General features: G+C 45.3%; 25 protein-coding genes and 1 other annotated feature. Of the genes, 3 read left to right on the forward strand and 22 right to left on the reverse strand.

Features of this window, described 5'->3' with window-relative positions:
* Window positions 1–292: 292 nt before the first annotated feature.
* Window positions 293–682, forward strand: a complete 390-nt coding sequence (locus HP548_RS18630; protein WP_175382483.1) for a tautomerase family protein — start codon at window positions 293–295, stop codon at window positions 680–682.
* 151 nt (window positions 683–833) lie between these two features.
* On the opposite strand, the gene HP548_RS18635 is transcribed toward HP548_RS18630, so the two are convergent.
* The 18 genes from HP548_RS18635 to HP548_RS18720 all read right to left on the reverse strand — a co-directional run bounded on the left by HP548_RS18635 (window position 834) and on the right by HP548_RS18720 (window position 14,125).
* Window positions 834–1,607 (reverse strand): hypothetical protein, encoded by a 774-nt coding sequence (locus HP548_RS18635; RefSeq protein WP_246318109.1) that lies wholly within the window; start codon window positions 1,605–1,607, stop codon window positions 834–836.
* 36 nt (window positions 1,608–1,643) lie between these two features.
* The gene (locus HP548_RS18640) at window positions 1,644–1,997 is read right to left on the reverse strand and encodes a 2Fe-2S iron-sulfur cluster-binding protein (protein ID WP_076288929.1); all 354 of its coding nucleotides are present in this window, start codon (window positions 1,995–1,997) and stop codon (window positions 1,644–1,646) included.
* 16 nt (window positions 1,998–2,013) lie between these two features.
* The gene (locus HP548_RS18645) at window positions 2,014–2,631 is read right to left on the reverse strand and encodes a hypothetical protein (protein WP_175382484.1); all 618 of its coding nucleotides are present in this window, start codon (window positions 2,629–2,631) and stop codon (window positions 2,014–2,016) included.
* A gap of 83 nt (window positions 2,632–2,714) precedes the next feature.
* The gene (locus tag HP548_RS18650; protein WP_053780676.1) at window positions 2,715–2,894 is read right to left on the reverse strand and encodes a DUF2768 family protein; all 180 of its coding nucleotides are present in this window, start codon (window positions 2,892–2,894) and stop codon (window positions 2,715–2,717) included.
* Window positions 2,895–3,065: 171 nt separating this feature from the next.
* On the reverse strand, window positions 3,066–3,341 hold the full coding sequence (locus HP548_RS18655; protein ID WP_024630680.1) for a stage VI sporulation protein F: 276 nt from the start codon (window positions 3,339–3,341) through the stop codon (window positions 3,066–3,068).
* A 99-nt stretch (window positions 3,342–3,440) separates the two neighbouring features.
* Window positions 3,441–4,481, reverse strand: coding sequence for an NAD(P)H-dependent glycerol-3-phosphate dehydrogenase (locus HP548_RS18660; protein ID WP_076288926.1), 1,041 nt, complete (start codon window positions 4,479–4,481; stop codon window positions 3,441–3,443).
* The gene (gene plsY / locus HP548_RS18665; protein WP_076288925.1) at window positions 4,474–5,097 is read right to left on the reverse strand and encodes a glycerol-3-phosphate 1-O-acyltransferase PlsY; all 624 of its coding nucleotides are present in this window, start codon (window positions 5,095–5,097) and stop codon (window positions 4,474–4,476) included. Before plsY ends, HP548_RS18660 begins: the two co-directional genes overlap by 8 nt.
* Window positions 5,098–5,108: 11 nt before the next feature.
* Window positions 5,109–6,431, reverse strand: coding sequence for a ribosome biogenesis GTPase Der (gene der, locus HP548_RS18670; RefSeq protein ID WP_024630683.1), 1,323 nt, complete (start codon window positions 6,429–6,431; stop codon window positions 5,109–5,111).
* 184 nt (window positions 6,432–6,615) lie between these two features.
* Window positions 6,616–7,830, reverse strand: a complete 1,215-nt coding sequence (rpsA, locus tag HP548_RS18675; protein ID WP_175382485.1) for a 30S ribosomal protein S1 — start codon at window positions 7,828–7,830, stop codon at window positions 6,616–6,618.
* 144 nt (window positions 7,831–7,974) lie between these two features.
* On the reverse strand, window positions 7,975–8,562 hold the full coding sequence (locus HP548_RS18680; RefSeq protein ID WP_063566752.1) for a lysophospholipid acyltransferase family protein: 588 nt from the start codon (window positions 8,560–8,562) through the stop codon (window positions 7,975–7,977).
* Window positions 8,559–9,263: a (d)CMP kinase gene (gene cmk, locus HP548_RS18685; protein ID WP_063566751.1), complete on the reverse strand. Its 705-nt coding sequence runs from the start codon at window positions 9,261–9,263 to the stop codon at window positions 8,559–8,561. The genes HP548_RS18680 and cmk overlap by 4 nt, the downstream gene beginning before the upstream one ends.
* 112 nt (window positions 9,264–9,375) lie before the next feature.
* The gene (locus tag HP548_RS18690) at window positions 9,376–9,591 is read right to left on the reverse strand and encodes a hypothetical protein (RefSeq protein ID WP_076288923.1); all 216 of its coding nucleotides are present in this window, start codon (window positions 9,589–9,591) and stop codon (window positions 9,376–9,378) included.
* Window positions 9,592–9,660: 69 nt separating this feature from the next.
* A complete protein-coding gene (locus HP548_RS18695) occupies window positions 9,661–10,314 on the reverse strand; it encodes a flagellar brake protein (RefSeq protein ID WP_076288922.1) in 654 nt (217 codons plus the stop codon).
* Window positions 10,315–10,469: 155 nt separating this feature from the next.
* On the reverse strand, window positions 10,470–11,816 hold the full coding sequence (ypeB, locus tag HP548_RS18700) for a germination protein YpeB (protein ID WP_076288921.1): 1,347 nt from the start codon (window positions 11,814–11,816) through the stop codon (window positions 10,470–10,472).
* Window positions 11,817–11,938: 122 nt separating this feature from the next.
* On the reverse strand, window positions 11,939–12,109 hold the full coding sequence (locus HP548_RS18705; RefSeq protein WP_167666101.1) for a hypothetical protein: 171 nt from the start codon (window positions 12,107–12,109) through the stop codon (window positions 11,939–11,941).
* 118 nt (window positions 12,110–12,227) lie between these two features.
* Window positions 12,228–12,923 (reverse strand): glutamic-type intramembrane protease PrsW, encoded by a 696-nt coding sequence (prsW, locus tag HP548_RS18710; protein WP_076288920.1) that lies wholly within the window; start codon window positions 12,921–12,923, stop codon window positions 12,228–12,230.
* A gap of 43 nt (window positions 12,924–12,966) precedes the next feature.
* Complete coding sequence (locus HP548_RS18715; RefSeq protein ID WP_076288919.1) at window positions 12,967–13,581, reverse strand: genetic competence negative regulator; 615 nt, start codon at window positions 13,579–13,581, stop codon at window positions 12,967–12,969.
* Window positions 13,582–13,768: 187 nt separating this feature from the next.
* Window positions 13,769–14,125, reverse strand: a complete 357-nt coding sequence (locus HP548_RS18720) for a hypothetical protein (protein ID WP_175382486.1) — start codon at window positions 14,123–14,125, stop codon at window positions 13,769–13,771.
* Between the two features lie 121 nt (window positions 14,126–14,246).
* On the opposite strand from HP548_RS18720, the gene HP548_RS18725 reads away from it, so the two are divergent.
* Window positions 14,247–15,161, forward strand: a complete 915-nt coding sequence (locus HP548_RS18725) for a polysaccharide deacetylase family protein (protein ID WP_409347661.1) — start codon at window positions 14,247–14,249, stop codon at window positions 15,159–15,161.
* Between the two features lie 106 nt (window positions 15,162–15,267).
* On the opposite strand, the gene HP548_RS18730 is transcribed toward HP548_RS18725, so the two are convergent.
* From HP548_RS18730 to HP548_RS18740, 3 genes are read right to left on the reverse strand one after another with little or no spacing between them, the layout of a single operon-like run.
* Entirely contained in the window at window positions 15,268–16,092 is an 825-nt protein-coding gene (locus tag HP548_RS18730) for a metallophosphoesterase (RefSeq protein ID WP_175382488.1), read from the reverse strand.
* The gene (locus HP548_RS18735; RefSeq protein WP_175382489.1) at window positions 16,080–16,532 is read right to left on the reverse strand and encodes a hypothetical protein; all 453 of its coding nucleotides are present in this window, start codon (window positions 16,530–16,532) and stop codon (window positions 16,080–16,082) included. Before HP548_RS18735 ends, HP548_RS18730 begins: the two co-directional genes overlap by 13 nt.
* Window positions 16,529–17,122 (reverse strand): CPBP family intramembrane glutamic endopeptidase, encoded by a 594-nt coding sequence (locus HP548_RS18740; RefSeq protein WP_076288915.1) that lies wholly within the window; start codon window positions 17,120–17,122, stop codon window positions 16,529–16,531. The genes HP548_RS18735 and HP548_RS18740 overlap by 4 nt, the downstream gene beginning before the upstream one ends.
* A gap of 346 nt (window positions 17,123–17,468) precedes the next feature.
* Window positions 17,469–17,699: a binding site (T-box leader), on the forward strand.
* Between the two features lie 200 nt (window positions 17,700–17,899).
* Here HP548_RS18740 and serA point away from each other — a divergent pair.
* Window positions 17,900–19,495: a phosphoglycerate dehydrogenase gene (gene serA, locus HP548_RS18745; protein ID WP_099858410.1), complete on the forward strand. Its 1,596-nt coding sequence runs from the start codon at window positions 17,900–17,902 to the stop codon at window positions 19,493–19,495.
* A 106-nt stretch (window positions 19,496–19,601) separates the two neighbouring features.
* Here the strand turns inward: serA and HP548_RS18750 are convergent.
* Window positions 19,602–20,956, reverse strand: a 1,355-nt coding sequence (locus HP548_RS18750; RefSeq protein WP_409347662.1) for a BclA C-terminal domain-containing protein, incomplete at its 5' end; no start/stop codon positions are given.

Below are 20,956 nucleotides of genomic sequence, written 5' to 3' on the forward strand. Positions count from 1 at the left end.
CGTTAACTCGTACATGCAATTGGACTAGTATCATCTTATGTATCCGTATGCAGCATTATGACGCGTATTTTTTTGTTTTTTTCTCAAGGTAGTTGCCTTAAGAGAATCGCCCCGCTCTCGGACTGCGCGTCTTTATTTCAATCTACTTTATGAGCGTGCCGAAGCTTTTATGCCGGTTCGTTGATTTGGTTTTCGTGGTACCGTTCAAGCCGTGCAGAAGGTATACTGTGAGGGTAAGGCATTTTTTAGCAGAGAAGAGCAGAGATAATGAGCTGAGAAAGGTGAGATGAGCATGGCACAGATCAAAGTATATGGACTAGGTGAGCACCTGAATCCATTGAAAGCACAGCTTTCACAAGTTATACACTCCGTTATGGTGGATGTTGTGGGATTACCGGAGAACAAGAAGTTTCAACGTTACTTTCCCATGGAAACGGATGATTTTCTTTTTCCCTCTGATCGTTCAGCAGCATATATCATTATTGAAATCAGCATGTTCGAAGGCCGCACAGATCAAGTCAAGAAAGAACTCATTCAGCAATTATTCACACGAATGAATGAACAGTTGAAGTTATCACCTAATGATGTGGAGATCACCATATTTGAAACACCGCGTAGTCATTGGGGTATTCGGGGATTACCCGGCGATGAACTTGACTTGAGTTATAAAGTGGAGGTCTGAACAACGTAATCTGAATATAGTTTATGCTCCTTATGATGTGAACTATAAACCAACATACAAGAAAGAGATATTCCGTGATGCGGAATATCTCTTTTTTTACCTTAAGGATAATCATTGATTGCATGCATTCGAATTGAATTAACGCTCATTATTACTTTGTTGCAACCGGGGTGTTATTCTGCCAGGTATAAGCGACCGATTTTACAGGGACGAAGTAAGAATGCTCCAGCAAGAATTCACGCATATCTTCCACTTTTGTTGGAGCATTATCTGACTTCTCTACAGCCTGCATAATGTCAAAAGCATAATCCACATAGACATTACCCTCGTCATCCATCATGAAAGGCAGTTCCTGACCCGAATATACACTATTCAGTGTAACCGCTGGGGCACCTGCCTGTGCGGCTTGTTCCATATCTACAGCGTATAGATTCGGATACAATTCTTCCCCACTTGGCAGTTGATTGTTATGTACGGACATGTACTGGTTGACCATTCGCTGAACATCATTTACTTTCTGTACGGTTTGAAGATCCATGACTTTGACTGTCGGGTTCACTTCTTCATCCTGAATGAGAAAGTAAGCGCTCCCACCACTTTCAAACGCAGTGCCGGGTATTTCATCCAGATACCCCTGCTGTTTCAGCTTGGACAGATCTACTCTGAATTTTTCATATTTCGGTGTTTCTATATCTGCATTGACCATGGGCAAAATCCCCTGATCCTGTTGGAATGCTTCTACCGCAGTTTGAATACGGCTTACGCTTTCCCTATAAGCTATTTTGGGATCAGGATTACTCTGGGATTGATACATACACCCCGTTGCTGTAAAAGCAAACAATAGGAACAAGAGTAGACAGGACATCTTCTGCAAATGACGCCTCTGCCCTCTTGGTTTCGCGACCTTCGCCATATTCTCGTTCATCCGTATCCTCCTTGAAATCGTTCCACTCAGGTATTCTTAGAACCAATCGTCCTCTTCCTGCTGTTGACGCTCCAATTGTTTACGAATCGCTGCCTTCAGCGGGTCCTCTGGAACATGAACCATCACCGATCCCCGCACCTTTGCCTGACATGACAACCGAGTACCTGCATCCAGCAGCGAACCTAGCTTACGCTTCTCCGCATCTGTTGGTGGATGAAGCGCTGCAAGATGTTCTGAATCTACTTTCACCTTACACATCAGACAGGCTGCCTTTCCATCGCATCGCGTTGCAATTTTCACCCCTGCACGACGTGCAGCATTTAGCAGTGTTACACCCGGCTTTAGCCGAATCGTTTTATTTTGCGGTAAAAATGTAATATTGTAATCCATCATTCTTCCTCCCAACCTATTGAGGCCATTCGAAGCCAACAAGCTCTTCCACTTCTGCTCTGAATCGGCTTGTCCATATATTTTGCTTCCCCAATAAAGTCATTAGAGGTTGATGTGATTCGGGCATCTGCCGGATCTGTCTTGCAATGGGTTCATAACGATCGGCACGGCCTCTCATTAGATTGAACAACAGCTCATGAGCAAGCGGCATTAAACGCAATGTGTAAGAACCTACTTTGGCTTCAGGTGCATACTTGGCCAATATATGCTCAATTTCAATGCGGTACCAACTTTTACGTGACCACACTTCGAAACCACCAACCAGTTCCAACGCACAAGTCCCTACCTGATAATGACTGAGCAGCGAGGCATAAGGTCCAGTTTTATCTACGACAGGCTCGTCCAGCACCATTCCAGGCGCAGATTTATGAAGCAACTTCGCGGCGGTGATGTCAGCGTAAACATCAATATCTCTGGGAGCCTGCTGTAATGCCACCTGTTGGAGCAACAACCCACAGCTTCCCCCAAGCAGCCACGTATAAGGCTCTGCATCCCAAGCTTTCGCCGTTTCCAGCAAAGCGGCTTGTAATTCTGGATAGCGCTCTATCCGATCCTCCGTTTCATGCAACCTCATCGGCTCACCTTCCCTTCATCCGTTTTCGTTGTGTCAGTTCTTATGATGTGTTTATGCGGATGTTATCTCTCAGGCGAGAAAGATCAGGTCAGAGAAGCTATTCCGCCGAAGAAGCCAATCAGCATAATGAGAAAAGCAATTAAAGAAAGAATCCCCCGTACAATACCTTTCGTTTTGGATCGAGCAAACGTAATCAGGAATACAGATAGTCCCATAATAAGGATTGCGACCAATGAAAGCCACATCTTGTCCATCGCGTTCATAATCCAGAGTTCTCCCCTTCAGTCCGTTATTCATCACTGACACTGTGACAATTGCAACTATTATAACACGAAACATTGCTCAGATTTCCAAAAAAAAAGACAAAAAGCAAGCCGGCAGATGCGGACTCGTCTTTTTGTCTTGCCTGATCGCCTGCACGCAGGCGCGATCTATTATTTTTTCATCATCATTTTCATTAATGATTCCATACTGTTTGGGTTTAATCCGCTTTTTTTGACGGCACTCACGATATCCTGAACTGTATCTTCAGATACCGGCACTTTTGCCATGGCGGATACTTGCTTGATCAGTTGGCGCAATTGAGCTTCATTCTGCATGGTGGACGGTTTTACTGTACTCGCCAATTTCTTGACGGCACCTTCCGTAATCGATTTCCCTGTTTTTTTGTTGATCGCTTTCAGCGCTTCCTTGGAAATGTTGTTAGCCATTCGTCTCCCCTCCTCCGGCAATACTCATGTGTATAATATGAGTGCACCGCAAAAAAGGTGAAGAAGCTTCTCATTTCGGGAAAGCTGCCTACGCTACCATCAGGAATGCCACTGCTCCCATGTTTCAAGCGTCATGACTTCCATTTCGGTCTTGGGATCACGTCCCATCAAAGCTTCAACCGCATCCCGCGGCTGTCTCTCTTGAAAAAGAACGTGATAAAGCTGATCTGCAATCGGCATTTGCACACCGTATTTCTGAGAAATAAAGTGGGCGGCCTGCGTGGTCCGAATACCTTCCACAACCATGCCCATGGAATTCAAAACATCGTCCAGCTTCTGTCCTTTGCCCAGCAAGGAGCCAGCTCTCCAATTACGGCTGTGCTGACTGGTCGCAGTCACGACCAAATCGCCGATCCCTGCGAGTCCAGAGAACGTGAGCGGATTCGCTCCCATCTCCACACCGATGCGTGTGATTTCGGCAAGCCCGCGTGTTAACAACGCTGCTTTGGCATTGTCACCAAAGTTAAGCCCGTCTGACATACCAGCTCCTAGCGCGATAATATTTTTGAACGCTCCCGCCAGTTCTACACCGATCATATCTCGATTCGTGTACACACGGAAATAAGCATTCATAAATAAACCTTGAGCCGCCTCGGCAGAAGCTTTATCCAGTGATGCCACAACAACCGTCGTTGGGCAACGCTTAACCACTTCTTCCGCATGGCTTGGACCAGAAAGTACAACGACACGGCCTTCTTCACATTCGAGTTCTTCCGAAATGACCGTGGACATACGTTTCAGACTTTCTGTCTCAAAACCCTTGGTTGCATGAATGACTAACATTTCCGGTTTGTAATAGGCCTTAAGCTGATGTGCAACCGAACGCATCGCCGATGATGGAGCAACAATTAACACAGCAGAAGCCCCTTCAACTGCCGTCGCCATATCCGTGGTTGCCTGAATACGAGGTGACAGCTCTGCATCGGGAAGGAAGCGTTGGTTTGTATGTTTATTATTGATCTCTGCGGCCTGGTCTTCACCACGTGTCCACATGATCACATCCAGTTGATTGGCAGCCAATACACTGGCAAGTGCAGTACCCCAACTGCCAGCAACCAGAACAGCAACTTTTTTAGACAACGCGTTTTCCCCCTCCAGGGTTTTTCGATCCCAATTTATTTTCCTGTCCTTTGGCGAGCTTCGCAATATTGGTACGATGTCTCCAGAACGCAAACAGACAAATAATCAGACTTCCCCAGAAAATACTCATCGAATATCCGGGTAACACAAGGATGAAGAGCGGTGTCAAAGCTACAAAAATAAGGGAACCCAATGAAACATATCGTGTCAATACGATGGACAGGATCGCAAATACCCCGGCGCATAGCGCAGGAATAAGTGCAAGAGTCACGAGTACACCAATCGCTGTCGCAATTCCTTTTCCTCCACGGAAACGGAAGTACAGCGGCCAGTTATGTCCTGCAATGGCAGCTATACCACTAAGTGCAGGAATCCAATCGGAGCCATTGCTGAACCAAACCCCAATCCAAACGGCCGCAATACCTTTGAGTACATCCAACAGCAGTACCAGAATTGCTGGTCCTTTACCCAATATCCGCAAAGTATTGGTAGCCCCTGCATTTCCGCTTCCGTGTTGACGGATATCGATCCCCCGTAGTGCTTTTGCAAGGAGGACACTAAAGCTGATTGAACCGAGCAGATAGCTCAGTACAATCGCTGCGATTTGTAAAATCACAAACTTCTCCCCTAACCTTCGTCGGACTTCCTCCGAGTAAATATGCGAATTGGCGTCCCTTCAAAATCAAACGCTGCACGAATTTTATTCTCCAGGTAACGTTCATAAGAAAAGTGCATCAATTCCGGATCGTTCACAAAAATAACCATGGTCGGAGGTTTAACTGCAACCTGAGTCACATAGTTGATTCTCATTCTGCGTCCTTTATCTGTTGGTGGCGGATTAATCGCCACTGCATCAGACACTACATCGTTAAGCAGATGCGTCTGAACACGCATCGAGTGCTGCTGGGCCACACGCTGCACCACAGGCAACAATTTTTGTAAGCGTTGTTTTGTCTTGGCTGACAAAAATACAACCGGAGCGTAAGTCATAAACAGGAAATGATCCCGAATTTTTTTCTCAAACTCATTCATTGTTTTATCAGACTTCTCTACAACGTCCCATTTGTTCACAACAAACATGGAGGCTTTGCCTGCTTCAAATGCATAACCTGCAATATGCTTGTCCTGCTCGATAATGCCTTCTTCACCATTAATTACAATCAGAACAACATCTGCACGCTCAATGGCACGCATCGCACGCATCACGCTGTATTTCTCCGTGGTCTCATAGACTTTACCACGTTTACGCATACCTGCTGTATCAATCAGCACATAGCGCTGACCGTCTTTTTCAAACGGTGTATCGATCGCATCCCGCGTCGTACCAGCAACATCACTGACAATAACACGTTCTTCGCCCAAAATGGCATTCACCAATGAAGATTTACCCACGTTAGGACGTCCGATCAGAGCTACACGAATGACATCGTCATCGTAAGTCTCTTCCTCAAGTTCAGGCAATTTCTCAACGATGGCATCCAGCAAATCACCTACACCTGTACCATGACTTCCCGATACTCCGATTGGATCACCAAATCCAAATCCATAAAACTCATAAATGAGCTCACTGCGCCCGATATTATCCACTTTGTTAACGGCTACAACGATAGGCTTACCTGAGCGGTACAACATCTCTGCGACTTCTTCATCAGATTGCGTAATCCCTGCTTTTGCATCACACATGAATACAATAACATCCGCTTCTTCAATGGCGAGCTCTGCCTGCATCCGGATTGATTTTAAAATGACGTCCTCGCCGTCGATTTCGATACCACCTGTATCGATAATGCTAAATGGTTTACCGTTCCATTCGCCGATTCCGTAGATACGGTCACGGGTAATGCCCGGCTTGTCTTCCACAATGGCCAATCTGTCGCCGATGATCCGATTAAAAATGGTGGATTTGCCCACATTCGGTCGCCCGACAATTGCCACAACGGGTCTTGCCATACATTCCACTCCTCCTGTCCATACTTACGATAATCATCATAGCAAAAAACGCCTGTCTTGGCTAACGTTTCATGCCGTTATACTCGCAATAAAAACAATCGGCGAACCCGCTGGGGCTCGCCGATCTTGCTTTTATTGTTCAGCAAAATATGCAGTATATAACTAAGAACCATGCATGTATAACTTATTTGAATTTGCTGAGTTTGTCACCGAAGCGCTCGCCGAGCGTGATGCTCAGACCTTGATTGCTCAAGGAAACGTTCGGGTTGTTGATTTCTTCACGTGGAGCATTGTTTCTTGCAGGTCTTTCTGATTTTGGCGCTTGAGCAGGAGCTTCTTCAGTTTCCTTGATGCTCAGGCTTACACGTTGCTCAGAAGGATTCATGTCCAAGATTTTAACTTGAACTTCTTGTCCTTCTTTCAACACTTCGTGCGGAGTGCCAATATGTTTGTGGGAGATTTGCGAGATATGCACAAGTCCCTCAACACCAGGAGCGATTTCAACAAAAGCACCGAAGTCAACCAGACGTTTTACAACACCTGTTACGATATCGCTAGAGTTGAATTTGTCGCCAGCTGTTTCCCAAGGACCTGGTTGAACAGCTTTCATGCTCAGGCTGATTTTACCTTTTTCAGGATCAACTTTCAGCACTTTTACGTTTACTTTATCGCCTTCAGACAGAACGTCCGATGGTTTGTCAACGTGTGTCCAAGCCAGCTCGGATACGTGAACCAATCCGTCTACTCCGCCAACATCAACGAAAGCACCGAATTGAGTCAAACGTTGTACCGTACCTTCGATAACTTGACCTTCTTGCAAACCAGCCATAACCGTAGCTTTGTTTGCTTCGAATTCTTGCTCAAGTACGTCTTTTTGGGAAAGGATCACTTTGTTATTCTCACGGTCGATCTCTTTCACTTTAACACGCAATGTGCGTCCTTTGTAATCGCTGAAATCTTCAACGAAATGGCGCTCTACCATGGAAGCCGGGATAAATCCGCGTACGCCCACGTCTGCTACCAGACCGCCTTTAACAACGTCAGCTACAACAACTTCGAATACGTCTTGGTCTTCAAAATGCTTTTGCAATTGATCCCAAGCGTTTTCGCTGTCGATTGCACGTTTGGACAGAACGAGTTTTTCTTTCTCGTCGTCGATGCTAAGTACTTTAGCTTCAACATCTTGTCCAACTTCAACTGCATCAGACGCGCTGTCTACGTGTAGGGAAGACAGTTCACGAATTGGAATTACACCGTCATATTTATATCCAATGCTCACATAGGCTTGGTTATCTTCCAATTTGACGATGGTTCCTTTTACGGTATCTCCTTTTTTCAAGGAAACGAATTGATCCAACTCATCTTGGGTTGCTTCTTGATTTTTCATTTCTTCCGACATGTCAAATACCCTCCTCAATTCAAAAACCCCATTATATTCAAACCTGCCTGTAGCAGAGTTCAAAACACTTTCAGAACTAAATGCATAGCTTAGCTTCCCACAAAAAAATGGAAACATGCACTCAGTTGTTCGACGTCACCTTAATCACTTGCTCGGTACGCCCGTTTGCACCATTTCATTAATTTTGGACATAATCTTCTCCGTCGCTCTTTCCAGCGCATCGCCGGAAGGATCTTCCTTGAACTCGTCCAAATTCACCGGTGCTCCATAAACAACTTTCATCTTACGAAAAACCTTGTAGTTACCGATAATAGCAGTAGGAATAACAGTAGCACCACTTCGGAGAGCGAAGCTCGCTGCCCCTTTTTTGCCGATGCCTCCATCATTGTGTCGGCTTCCCGAAGGGAAAATGCCAAGCACTTCACCACCACGCAAAATGTTGAGTGAGGTCTTGATGGATTCCTTGCTGACGCCTCCACGTTTAACAGGGAAAGCGCCTACGGCTTTGATAATTCGGCCAAAGACCGGAATATCAAACAATTCGCTTTTGGCCATGAAGCGCACCTGACGACGAATCTTGATCCCAACCGTTGGAGGATCAAAGTTACTGATATGATTGGAACATAAAAGTACGCCGCCTTCTTTCGGGATGTTCTCCCGTCCAACTGCCTCCAGGCGGAAAAGAATGGTGTAAATGATCCGCAGTAATGTGCTGCAAAATGTGTAAATCATAGACCGATCTCTCCTCTGACCATTGTGCAATAAGACACGATTTTGTCAACCACTTCATGGATGCTCATCTCGGTTGTATCGAGCACTGTAGCGTCCTCAGCACAACGAAGCGGGGAAATTTCCCGACTTTCATCCAGTTTGTCACGGGTGGCAATGTCTCGCTCAAGTTGCTGCAACGTCAGTCCTTCTGAGGGATCCAGTTCTTTGAAGCGGCGAAGTGCACGCTCTTCCACACTGGCAGTCATGAAGATTTTCACTTCCGCGTCGGGCAGTACTGTCGTTCCGATATCGCGTCCATCCATGACGACGCCCTTGCGCAAAGCCATTTGCCGCTGTGTATCCACCAATTGCGTACGCAGCCCCTCGATTTGCGCATATCGGGACACGATTCCCGTCACTTCACGGGAGCGGATTTCCGAGGTTACATCTTCCCCATTACAGAACACTTTCTGTCCGTCGGGATCCGGTTGTAAATCAATGACCAGCTTTTGGGTTTCCTGAAGCACCTCTGGCACATCTTCCGGTGAAATACCTTTTCGAAGCATATGCAAGGTTACCGCACGGTACATCGCGCCAGTATCGACGTATATATACGCGAGCGCCTCTGCAACCAATCGGGCCACCGTGCTTTTCCCGGCACCGGCAGGTCCGTCAATTGCGACGTTCATTTTCCCGTTCTCTGATGTGTTCTGGCTTGCCAACGGGGCATTCCTCCTCAAACGATAAGCCTCAATAAAAAAACAGGCATTGCCTGCATCGTCAAAATTATACCACACTATACACATGGATGCAAAATCAGACAAATCCTTAATGCTATTGTTCGTGTACCGTTTGCATCTGAATTGGTGTTCCTTCCAGACGATCAATGGAGGTCATATTCTTTTTCATATTAGGCACAAGAAGTAATAATTGATAAAACACAAGCAGAATAAGAAGAGCTGTAATCAGCTTCAGAGCCCTTCTTTCCATTCGCTTGGATAAAACATAATATAGGCGCTCGTATCTGCGGGATGCATGGCGATTGTTCACAAGCCGAACCTCCGTTTTTCCATTACAGTGCCCAGCATTGTCCATTGCTATACCAGACAATTATCCTCTTTATTTCGATCGATAATCCAATTGCCGTTCAAAACAAAACTTGATGATCTTCTGCCTTTCCGAATCCGTAATCTGCACAAACTTTAACATGCATAGCTGTCTGCCTGTTTCCAGTGTTTTGATACGTACCACTTCAGCTTCAAAATTAGCATGTTCAATTGCTGCATTCCGATAAGGAATAAGCAACCAGCATTTCAGCTTCTGCCCTTCCGCAATAGCAAAATTGGGTTCTCCATAAATGGACAATCCCCCGCCGCCAATATCTTCAGTCAAGCCCACTGCACGGGTCAAATCTTCACCCTGGATGGCCATTTCAAGGTTTGCATGAACACGCAGAAAACTGCGACGCTGGATTTTGGTAATGTCGTCCGGCAACGGCTTGCGAATTCGTACTAGCCGTACTACATCTTCCTCAAATCCGGTCACATACGTGTTGAAATAATGACGAACCCCGTCTTCCGTAATATAAGAAATGGACAATTCTTCACCAAAAAACAACCGTTTCAACCGGCTGCTTCCCTGCTGCATCGGAACTTCGATCAGAAAACTATTGTCATCCACATCAGCTATACGTGATTTATATTCTTTGCTTTCCTCTTTTTCATCTGCAGAGGCAATCTGGATGTATAAAACTTCATTTATTTTGGGAAACAAGCTGTTCACCGCCACCTTAGCTTTTTATCTTCGTAATCGTATGTACAAGGACTATTATACCATGACCTTTCTCATAGTGGACAACAAAAAACAGACCACTGCGTGGCCTGTTCAGTTATCTATTTGCAATTTAACAGCCTACCGGTTTCTTGATGTTATGTGGTCTCATTCACCGGTTTGATTTCCTCAACGGCTTCTTCCATACCTGTATCAGCGTTGATGTAAATTTTATATTTTGCACCATTGATGCGTCCACCGAATTCGTAACACAGAACTTCTTTGCTGTAATCATTCTTAATGAGTGATTTGCGAGCATAGCTCTCCTTGAATTCCGGATTCAGTTTTTTGCGGGCCTGTTCAACCGTGAGTGTGGCTTTTGGAATCTCCCGCTTTTTCTGATGTTCATATACAAAGTCACTTGCCTGGAAGCCTGTAACATCCCCATTATCAAGGCCAACCCTAACAGACATTTTTTCAGGATAAATCAGTGTATCGCCTTGTTTGCGAACATAGGTCAGATTACCGAGATTGCCAAACTCGTCATAATTGACTGCCTTCATATCTTTGTAACCCTTATTGGAAAGGAAATGATCTGCTTTGGCCATAGCTTCCTTACGTGTGACTTTCTTTGTTCCGATTGGACGAGTGTCACTGTAAGAGATGAGCAGACCGCCATTACGCGTGAAGTCCATACTCAATTTACTGTCTTTGGATTGATCAATCGTAGCTGTGTACGATTCCCAGTCTGTACCCTTACCATTCTCCTGTATTTGAATCTTGCCGTGTTCGGCATTGGAGAACTTTGCAGCTTTAGTTTGGATCTGCTCTTTGGTCATCGGTAAGCCATCCAGCTTTTTCACCGAACGTTTGGCATAAATGCTGGAGACTGAAGGACCCCAGTCAAGTTCAGGGTATTCCTGTACCTTTTTGTTGACTGTCCGGAATCCATCCACGATGGTGTTGTCCATCGTTTGCTCTTCGGTTGCCATAGCCGACTCGGCATCCATCCAGCGTAAACGGTCAGAAATGACTTTTTGCTGTACATCCTGCAGATTTTTAGTGATCTCGGATGAATTCGCATACAGCTTTTTCAAGTTGCCCATTTCTTTTTCACTTAAAGGTTCATTGGTCAGATCACGCATGGACGCCTGATAAGCAAAGTTAGAGATGCGGGAGAGAAACTCCTCCGTCTCACTGAATGGCAACATTGTAAGCGGCAATTGGTTAATCTCATTCTGCGCTTCACTGGTGAGTCGCCATACGTTCATCAGACCTTTACGATGCATCCCTTGGGACGTAGCATGAACTGCCAGTGTATTCCCAATCTCGGAGTGCAATTTGTCCATATGAAAAGATAAATCGTGAAAGGCACGCTGATATTGATTCTCTGCCTTGATCAGTATGGCATTTTTCTCCTGGTTCTCTTGGTAACCCCATACGAGAGCACCGATTAACAGAACTGCAAATATCGGAAACATAACTGAACTTAAACGTTTATACATCGGTAGAGTCTCCTTTCTTCTAAGCCACTACCTCTATTGTGGATCGAAGAAAGACCTCTTATGCATGCGATTTCCAGTCTGTCCAATGACGGGCTTATGACGCGTGGTCTCAAACGTTCTGTTTAATTCAATTGTACCCAGGTTGTGCCGCCATCTTCCTCAATTTCGAACTGATCGCGATTATCACACAAACACTGTTTAAAACCAGTCTCAATTCTTCCTCGTTCCTTCTTGCCTCGCAGCGTAAAACGTTCTCCACATTGCTTGCATCTGATTTTAATTTTGATTCTCATCACGCTTATCCCCGTTTCTATTTGTCTTTCCCCGGGAATTTTTATTTTATTGCAACAAAAAACACACCGGGGCATCAGGCGCAGGTTGCGCTCCATGTCCACCAGTGTGTCCGTATTTTTATAATTTAATCTCTTCCTCACGCTTCACAAAACGAAAAGGAGAACGATTGTTGGCCCTTGTAATCTTGCCCATCGCACCGTACCATAGACCCGCCATCAGTGGCGCAATGAACCATAACCAATGATTCACCATCGTATTCATAATGACATCGTAAAGCGCATGCCAGAAGAACGGTAAAACGAGTGAGAGCATAAGAAACCAACGTTTTTTCTTACCATCCGAGAACTTGGCCCGCCCCATGTAATAACCCATAATTACTGCAAACATGGCGTGACCCGATACAGGAAGCAATGCACGAATGAACATAGCTGAGACGGAAGCATTCCCCGCAAAGGCATACAACACATTCTCAACTGTAGCAAATCCGAGTGAAACAGCAACGGAGTATAGAATCCCATCATAAGGCTCGTCAAATTCGGTATGGTTATAAATAATATGGTATATCACAAACCATTTGACGAACTCTTCAACACCACCTGAAATCAGGATAGCTTCAACATAAGGATTATCTCCAAGCCAGATCATCATGCCACGCTGAATAATCATCACAGGCAATACCATCAGAATCCCCATGAGAAAGACTCGAAATACCATGTGAAGAGGTTCTGAGTCATAACGGTCTTTCAGATAAAAGTATGTTAACAAGGCGAGACCCGGAGCTACTGCTGCCGCTAAAACCGAAAACAAAAGCACCGAAATTCCCTCCTCTGACTAAAGACGCGATTACAACGAGAGCTTACTCCTGACGCTTGAAGTGGGTGCAAATAACCTCAACCGCTTGTTCAGGCATAACAACCTTTCCGTACTCTTCCATGACGGCAGGGGTAACGGAAGATCCTTCACCGAATTCAGCAAGCAAGGCAATCAATGCTGCATGTTTAGTGGAATCCAAGTCATCCGGTTCAAAATGCAAAAACCATTTGTCTTTATAGGAATAAAGTCTTCCAGCATCCGTTACGTGCTGATGCAACATATGTGCAGCCTCAACCAACACTTCAAAATCTTTGAATGCATAGACGATGGAATCGCTTTGCTCAAGTGTAACTTCCATCTCATATACTTCTTCAGGCAAATCATCCTCATTACCTGAACCATATTGTTGCGGATCATATTTCCCCCGGGTGACAATGACAACCATCCCTTGAGCGGGAAGTGCGAATACTTCGACAGCAAGTGGACCTGTAGCATCAAATCCAAGTTCGGAATAGGCCTGGTCCATCATTTCAGTGAACAGTTCATGAACTTTAGGTATTTCCTGCCACATATCTTCTTTTTGTATTCCGCGCTCGCTCAGATCGTCAAAGGTCAGGAAAATCCGTATCTTATCGTGACTTAATCGTTCTATTTTCATACAGGATCTCCCCTTTATAAGCAAGTCTTATAACAGATTATGAAGCACAAAACAATATGTGCTGAAAATAAATCTATGTAGTTATGTTATCATTTTATACCTGCAAATGCACGAAGTAAAATCGACAAAAAAAGAATCATTCCACATCAAAACAGGACTGTGGATGATTCTAATGGGAGGTTTGTGTTTATAAACCCGGTACTGTTGTGTTTGTTTGAGTTAAAATTTGCTCAACTTCTTGTTTAACATCCGGATTGGTGCGAATAAAATCTTTTAGCATGCTCATGTTCTCTTCTTTTTCTTGCGGAGTTATCGGATTTGCACTTTTTTTATGCGTGCTTTTGTGGGCATCTCCGCTCTGTTCGTTTGGCTTGGAGCTGAAACCGTCCATGCCCGGGAATGTCATCTCCATCATTTTGTGTTTGGCCTGATTCATCATGTTGCGGGATGAACCGGAAGACAGCATTGACATTTTACCTTTGGACAGCCAAGAACTGGCTGCTACGCCAATTACAACACCCCAGAAAAAGGATGACGCCTTCATTACACCAACCTCCTTTTAATGTTAAAATCACAACTAGTGTTTGCGGGAGTGCCTCATCTCATTCCGCATAAATACAGGAAAGCGAGTTGAAAGCATGATTAGACACACCATCGCCTTAATTATGATCGCATGCATGCTGTTGTCAGCTTGTGGAACCAAAGTCGAAACAACACCTGAATCCACGAAGCCCAATGATGATTCGGTTACTTCAACGAAGGAGCAGCAGAATGAGCCAACTTCCACTGGCACAAGCGAAAAGCAAACCACGGATTCCCCGTCCTCAACGGACTCGGACTCGAATACGGATCAAGCATCACCAAGTAATGACGAAACATCTTTGACAGAAAAAGAAGGAACTGATAATGCTCCCGATTCACAAGTAGCCGAAGTTAATATTGAAAAAACATATCACATGAACGCCAATTACTACATCAAACCCAACGATAAGACGAGCGAAAGCAAGGTTGTATTATTGACATTTGATGATGGGCCCAAAGAAGAAAAAATGATTAATGGATTAATCGACACATTGGATAAACATAATGCGAAAGCAATATTTTTTGTTAACGGATACCGAGTGAAAAGTCATCCCGAGTTGCTAGAGATCATTCATAAACGTGGGCAAGTAATAGGAAATCATGCGTGGGATCATGAAGACCTGAAAAAAATGTCCACCACAGCAGCAGCCAAACAGGTAACCGATGTGCAAAAGATTGTGAAAGATACGATTGGCGTGGAACCTCAGTTTTTCCGCCCGCCGTTCGGTTCTGGAAATGATGCACTAAAGGCCACAGTCAAGAAAAACGGCATGTTATACATGACATGGTCCAATGGTTCACTGGATTGGGATAAGAGCACCAAAAACAAACCGGAGAAAGTTATCCAGAATGTACTGGATCAATTAAATCCCGGCAGTAATATTTTGATGCATGAGTTGCCATGGACGGTTGAAGCGTTGGATGAGTTGTTAACCAAAATTGAACAGAAAGGCTACACTTTTGTCGACCCTCGCTCCATTGAACTCGAAGCCCGCTGAGCTTCGATTATTTGCCCAGCATTCGGCTTAATATCATTAATTGATGAATCAAAACTCACACGAAGGAACTGAAAAGTTATAACAAACAGCCTTGGTCCTATGCGGATCAAGGCTGTTTGTTTGAGAGCATTCGCAAAGTAATAATATGCATTTCTGCGGGACAACAAAGTCTGAACGGCAAATGATTGGTTCCGTATCCTTTGCTAACCAGCAATTTGCCTTCTTGCTCGGTGTCATTATCATCCTTTTTTAGAGAGAACCACCCACTAGATACGGAGCGGTATGCTTTGTTAAGAAAGACGGGGCCAAAGCCTGGAAATACTAATTGCCCACCGTGAGTGTGACCACTCAATATCAGATCAACAGGTCCATTCAAATGAAGAGCCTCTAAGGGATCATGCACGATGGCAATCTTGCAATCTTTGGTGTCCAATTCTGCAAGCAGCGAATCGCCTCGCCGTGAACGATAATCAACTCCGACCAGGCAGAGTTTGCTTTTGCCTTTACGAAGGTAAGTGGTAGAATCCTGTAAGAGTTGAACACCCGTATCTCGGAATATACGTTCGAGATGCACAGTTCCTGCTCTTTTGTCATGGTTCCCATACACTGTAAAAACAGGGGCAATATAAGATAACAAGCTCATATTATGTCTGACGAGTGGCCATGAAATTCCTTTTTCCGCCACATCACCCCCAATGATAACCCAGTCCACCTGATTGCGAAGATGTTCCAGATCATTCTTTTTCAGCTTGCGTTTATGGATATCAGATAAATACAGGATTTTGCTGCCATCAAAAGAAGAGGGCAAATTCGGAACTTCAACCTCTTCTGAAACGATGTGATGAAGATGCGCCTCACGCCACATATGAACCATCAAAGCAATCCCGGCCAAAATAACGGTAACGAACCAGGCCAGTATTACCATGGCCATGGAAGGAAAGTATCCAATGAAGGCGCTCCTTTAATCCCCCACCAAACCAGACTGATTGTAAGCAAAACAAATATAAAAATGAGCGAATTAACAAATCGTTTACTGAGGCGCAAACGACGAGACGGATGAAGTTCAGTCCGCGTAGGAAGTGTGCCCGCTTCGGAAACGGATTCTTCTGATGGTTTTTCTGCTTTGTTGGCACGCGCTGGCGCCCGCCGGGGAAGTACTGGACTTTCCAGTGATGATGTATAAGACTTACGTTGTGATCTTGGTATGGAGACTGAGGTAATTGGTGTGAGTCCTCCCACCTCTGAGGCAGCAGCTGGTTCAACGACCAGATTAACTTGAGAAACTCCAGGACGCTCAGTTGTCTCTGTCTTATCCGAGTGACGATGGCGCTGACTGCCGTATGTCTTCATTCTACTTAATTGCTGATTCATGATTCCCTCCGAAAACGTATCGCTAATCCAGACACCAAATCAATAATAAAATGACATAATATAGGCGCCCATAATGTGCCGGATTGCATATAAATCCAACCCAATCCATAGCTCGAAACAAATACCCAACCAGTCGGAATCCAGTGCCGCAAATAGCGTATATGGATGACCGCAAATAAAATACTTGTCCAGTAAGGACCTATCGCATGTTGAATGGCTCCACGAAATAATAATTCCTCACAAACAGCAACGATAGCTGCTATGCATACAATGTGCCAGATTGGACGCTTGCGAAACAGCATCTCGTTAATTCCACCATCGTCCATGCTTTCTTGAGGAATAACATAAGAAAGAACCAAGTCCATAACAAGCATAATGCCAGCAAGACCAAGTCCCCACCATATAAACTGGTAACTGTCTGGCCACGCAAGCACATCAAAAAGATTTCTCTTCTGCAATAAAATCCATACAACCCCAATGATCAAAGTTAACCCTTGTGTAAAGTATAGATTGATCAGAAGCAAACGCTCGGTAAGCTGCTGTGGTTCAGCCTTCTGAATCTTGAACTTGGGAAACTTTAATTTTTTCATCGCCTATGTCTGTCCTCTTGACTTATATTTGATGGATAACAATTTCGTTGTCCAATCGGATAGTATACTAAATGATAGCCAAAAAACCAAATAGGTTCAAGGCCTGCCCCAAGTCCCGGTTTTTCAACAGAGTTTTATCCAATGAATTAGTTCATTAATGTGTTAAAATCCGATTCACAAAACAGCTTGTAATCGAGCTATATCAATCGATTAATGAGATCAATTTTTATCATCTGTACGCCTTCTCCCCCACTGAAGAAAATTACATTAGCAAATCGAATTAAAACATTTAAGCCTATTGACATGCTCATGTCAGCCATGATACATTATGAAAAAATTAGTCACGTTAAACACGATGATGGAAAAAAGACGTTGCTTTGTCTTACAGAGAGCCGATGGATGGTGTAAATCGGTGGCAGGCAGATGATCTTGAGCGCTCCTGAGTTATTGCATTGAAATTGGAGTAGGTGCAATCGGTTTAGACCCGTTATCCTCTTCGGTCTTCATTGACCGCTAAGACTGTCGTTGCGAAACGGCGGTGAATTAGGGTGGTACCACGACAACTCTCGTCCCTTATTGCGCAAGCAGTATGTGGATTGAGAGTTTTTTGATTTATTTTAGAGTACAGACGTGGGAATCGCCCTATTTGCTACACCCTCCCCCTCTACTGCGACACCGCGTTGTTGGAAGGAAGAGTTTCAATGGTTTTAAGGAATGCCTCTTTCGTGAGGTGAGACCTTGACGATATAGATACACATACCTAAGGAGGAAGAAACCATGTACAAAGTGTTAGTGTCGGACCCCATTAGTGATCTGGGTATCCAGCAACTGGTGGATGCAAATGATGTTGTAGTTGAGAAGAAAACAGGTCTTAGCGAAGATGAGCTTGTTGCAATTATCGGCGATTATGATGCCCTTCTAGTTCGAAGTCAGACTCGTGTAACGGATCGTATTATGACGGCTGGTACAAACCTTAAAGTCATCGGACGTGCTGGCGTAGGTGTAGATAACATTGATTTGGAAGCTGCTACCCAACGCGGTATCATTGTTATTAACGCCCCTGACGGTAACACGATTACGACATGTGAGCATACATTTGCCATGATGATGGCACTGGCACGACATATTCCTCAGGCATATGCCAAAACCATTCAAGGTACTTGGGATCGTAAAACCTTCCTGGGTGTGGAGTTAAGAAATAAAACGCTAGGTGTGCTCGGTATGGGACGAATCGGTAGCGAAGTAGCTAAACGTGCAAAAGCATTCGGAATGGATATTCTGGCTTACGACCCGTTCCTCACTCAAGATCGCGCAGAGAAACTTCAGGTTAAGCTGGCTAGTGTAGATGACATCATTCGCAATGCCGACTTCATGACCGTTCACACACCATTAACACCTGAGACACGCCATATGATTTCCCGCCCTCAATTCGAAGTGATGAAAAAAGGGATGCGTATTATCAACTGTGCCCGTGGCGGAGTTGTTGATGAAATGGCACTTGTAGAAGCAATTGATGAAGGTATCGTTGCTGGTGCAGCATTCGACGTATTCGAGAGCGAACCACCAGCTGCTGACCATCCGTTCCTGAATCATCCTAGCATTATTGTGACGCCTCATCTTGGTGCATCGACAGTCGAAGCACAAGAAAATGTAGCGATCGACGTATCCGAGCAAGTCCTGCATATTCTGCGCAATGAACCGTTCAAAAACGCAGTTAACATGCCTGCTGTAGCTCCAACTGTAATGAACAAACTGCAGCCGTACTTTAAACTTGGTGAAACACTGGGCAGCTTTGCAGCTCAGATCACTCAAAATGCAGTTCAGGAAATCCGGATTGACTACGCTGGAGATCTGTCGGAAGTGGATACTTCGCCTTTGACTCGTTACATTGTAAAAGGTATTCTCGCAAGGCATTTAGGCGGAGAAGCCAATATTGTCAACTCCATGCATTTGGCTAAAGTGCGGGATCTCAATGTAGTGGTTAGCCAAACTTCGGCGACGAAAGGATTTACTAATCTGATTACCGTCACACTTGTGACGAATCAGGATGCTGAGGAGCGTCGTGTTGCGGGCACACTGCTTGCAGGTTATGGAGAGCGTATCGTGCGTCTGGACAAATTCCCAGTGGATATTGCTCCAGAAAGTCACCAAGTTCTGATTTCTCATAATGATAAACCGGGTATTATCGGACGTGTTGGAACTTTGCTTGGAGAGAACGAAGTTAACATCGCCTCCATGCAGGTCGGACGTAAAATCATCGGTGGGGCGGCTATCATGATTCTGACTGTAGATAAAGAAGTTCCAAAAGATGTACTTGTGCAACTTGCAGCTCTTCAGGAAATCAATACTGCCGTTGAAATCGTTCTGAATTAATTATTGTCGGACTATTCACTTATAAGATAAAAAAAGAGGCGAACCCTTATTGGGTTCGCCTCTTTTTATAAACTCAAACTTCTTTTTTTAAAGCGTAATTCATGCATTAACTTAATTGAATAATGTTTAATGTAGCTCCTGGTGGAGAGAGGACAGCGGTACCAACAAGACCAAATAGTTGGAACTGTATTGTAGATCCGGCAGTTACCGTCACAATAAAGTCAGACTGTAACTGACTCAGGGAAAGCAATGGTGAAACTACACTCGCTGGAATTGCTGCCCCGTTAAGTAATATACGGGATTGAATAGCAAGTGCGGCTGTCAGATTTATTTTGTAAGAGATATAGTAACGCCCTGCATTGGCAAGAGTGAAAGTATCATTCGCTCCATTGATGGTTATACCAGTGCCTATATTTTGGTTGTTTGGTAATGGTATTAGTGTTCCACCCAAAATGACAACGATGGTTCCATTTGTGTTTTCACCAAAAGCTGAATTAGATGTTACAGAGGTTCCTGTGGCTCCGGTTGCACCCGTCGCTCCTGTACCCCCGGTGGCCCCAGTTGCTCCTGTGACGCTCACTCCAGTAGCACCTGTTATTCCAGTCGACCCTGTAGCACCCGTAACGCCTGTCGCTCCGGTGCTTCCAGTTACACTGGCTCCGGTAGCCCCTGTTCCCCCAGTAACTCCGGTGACTCCAGTAGCGCCCGTGCCTCCGGTTACACTAGCCCCGGTTGCTCCGGTAACCCCAGTTGTACCACTTGCTCCTGTTGCGCCAGTGACACCAATCCCTGTTGCACCCGTTAAGCCCGTGTCCCCGGTGGTTCCGGTTATTCCGGTGGCTCCTGTCGATCCTGTAACGCCGATTCCCGTGGCTCCGGTTATTCCTGTAGCCCCAGTGGTTCCAGTTATCCCTGTCTCTCCGGTGACTCCTGTTATTCCGGTTACTCCTATAGCCCCAGTGGTTCCGGTTGTCCCTGTCTCTCCCGTAACTCCGTTTATTCCGGTTGCTCCTGTTGCACCAGTGACTCCGTTTCCTGTTGCACCCGTTAAGCCTGTAACCCCGGTGGCCCCGGTTAATCCCGTCGCTCCAGTGACTCCTGTTATTCCGGTTGCTCCTGTCGATCCAGTGACACCGACTCCTGTCTCTCCGGTTATTCCTGTAGCCCCAGTGGTTCCGGTTATCCCTGTCTCTCCTGTTGCGCCAGTGATTCCGATTCCTGTTGCACCCGTTAAACCTGTAACCCCGGTGGCCCCGGTTAATCCCGTTGCTCCGGTGACTCCCGTTACGCTGACACCTGTAGCTCCAGTTACTCCCGCAGCCCCTGTATCGCCGGTAACTCCAGTCGCCCCGGTTACACCTGTATCTCCCGTGGCTCCAGTACTTCCCGTTACACTGACACCTGTGGCTCCAGTTACTCCCGCAGCCCCTGTATCGCCGGTAACCCCAGTCGCCCCGGTTA

This window comes from Paenibacillus taichungensis, assembly GCF_013359905.1.
GTDB classification, from domain to species: Bacteria; Bacillota; Bacilli; order Paenibacillales; family Paenibacillaceae; genus Paenibacillus; species Paenibacillus taichungensis.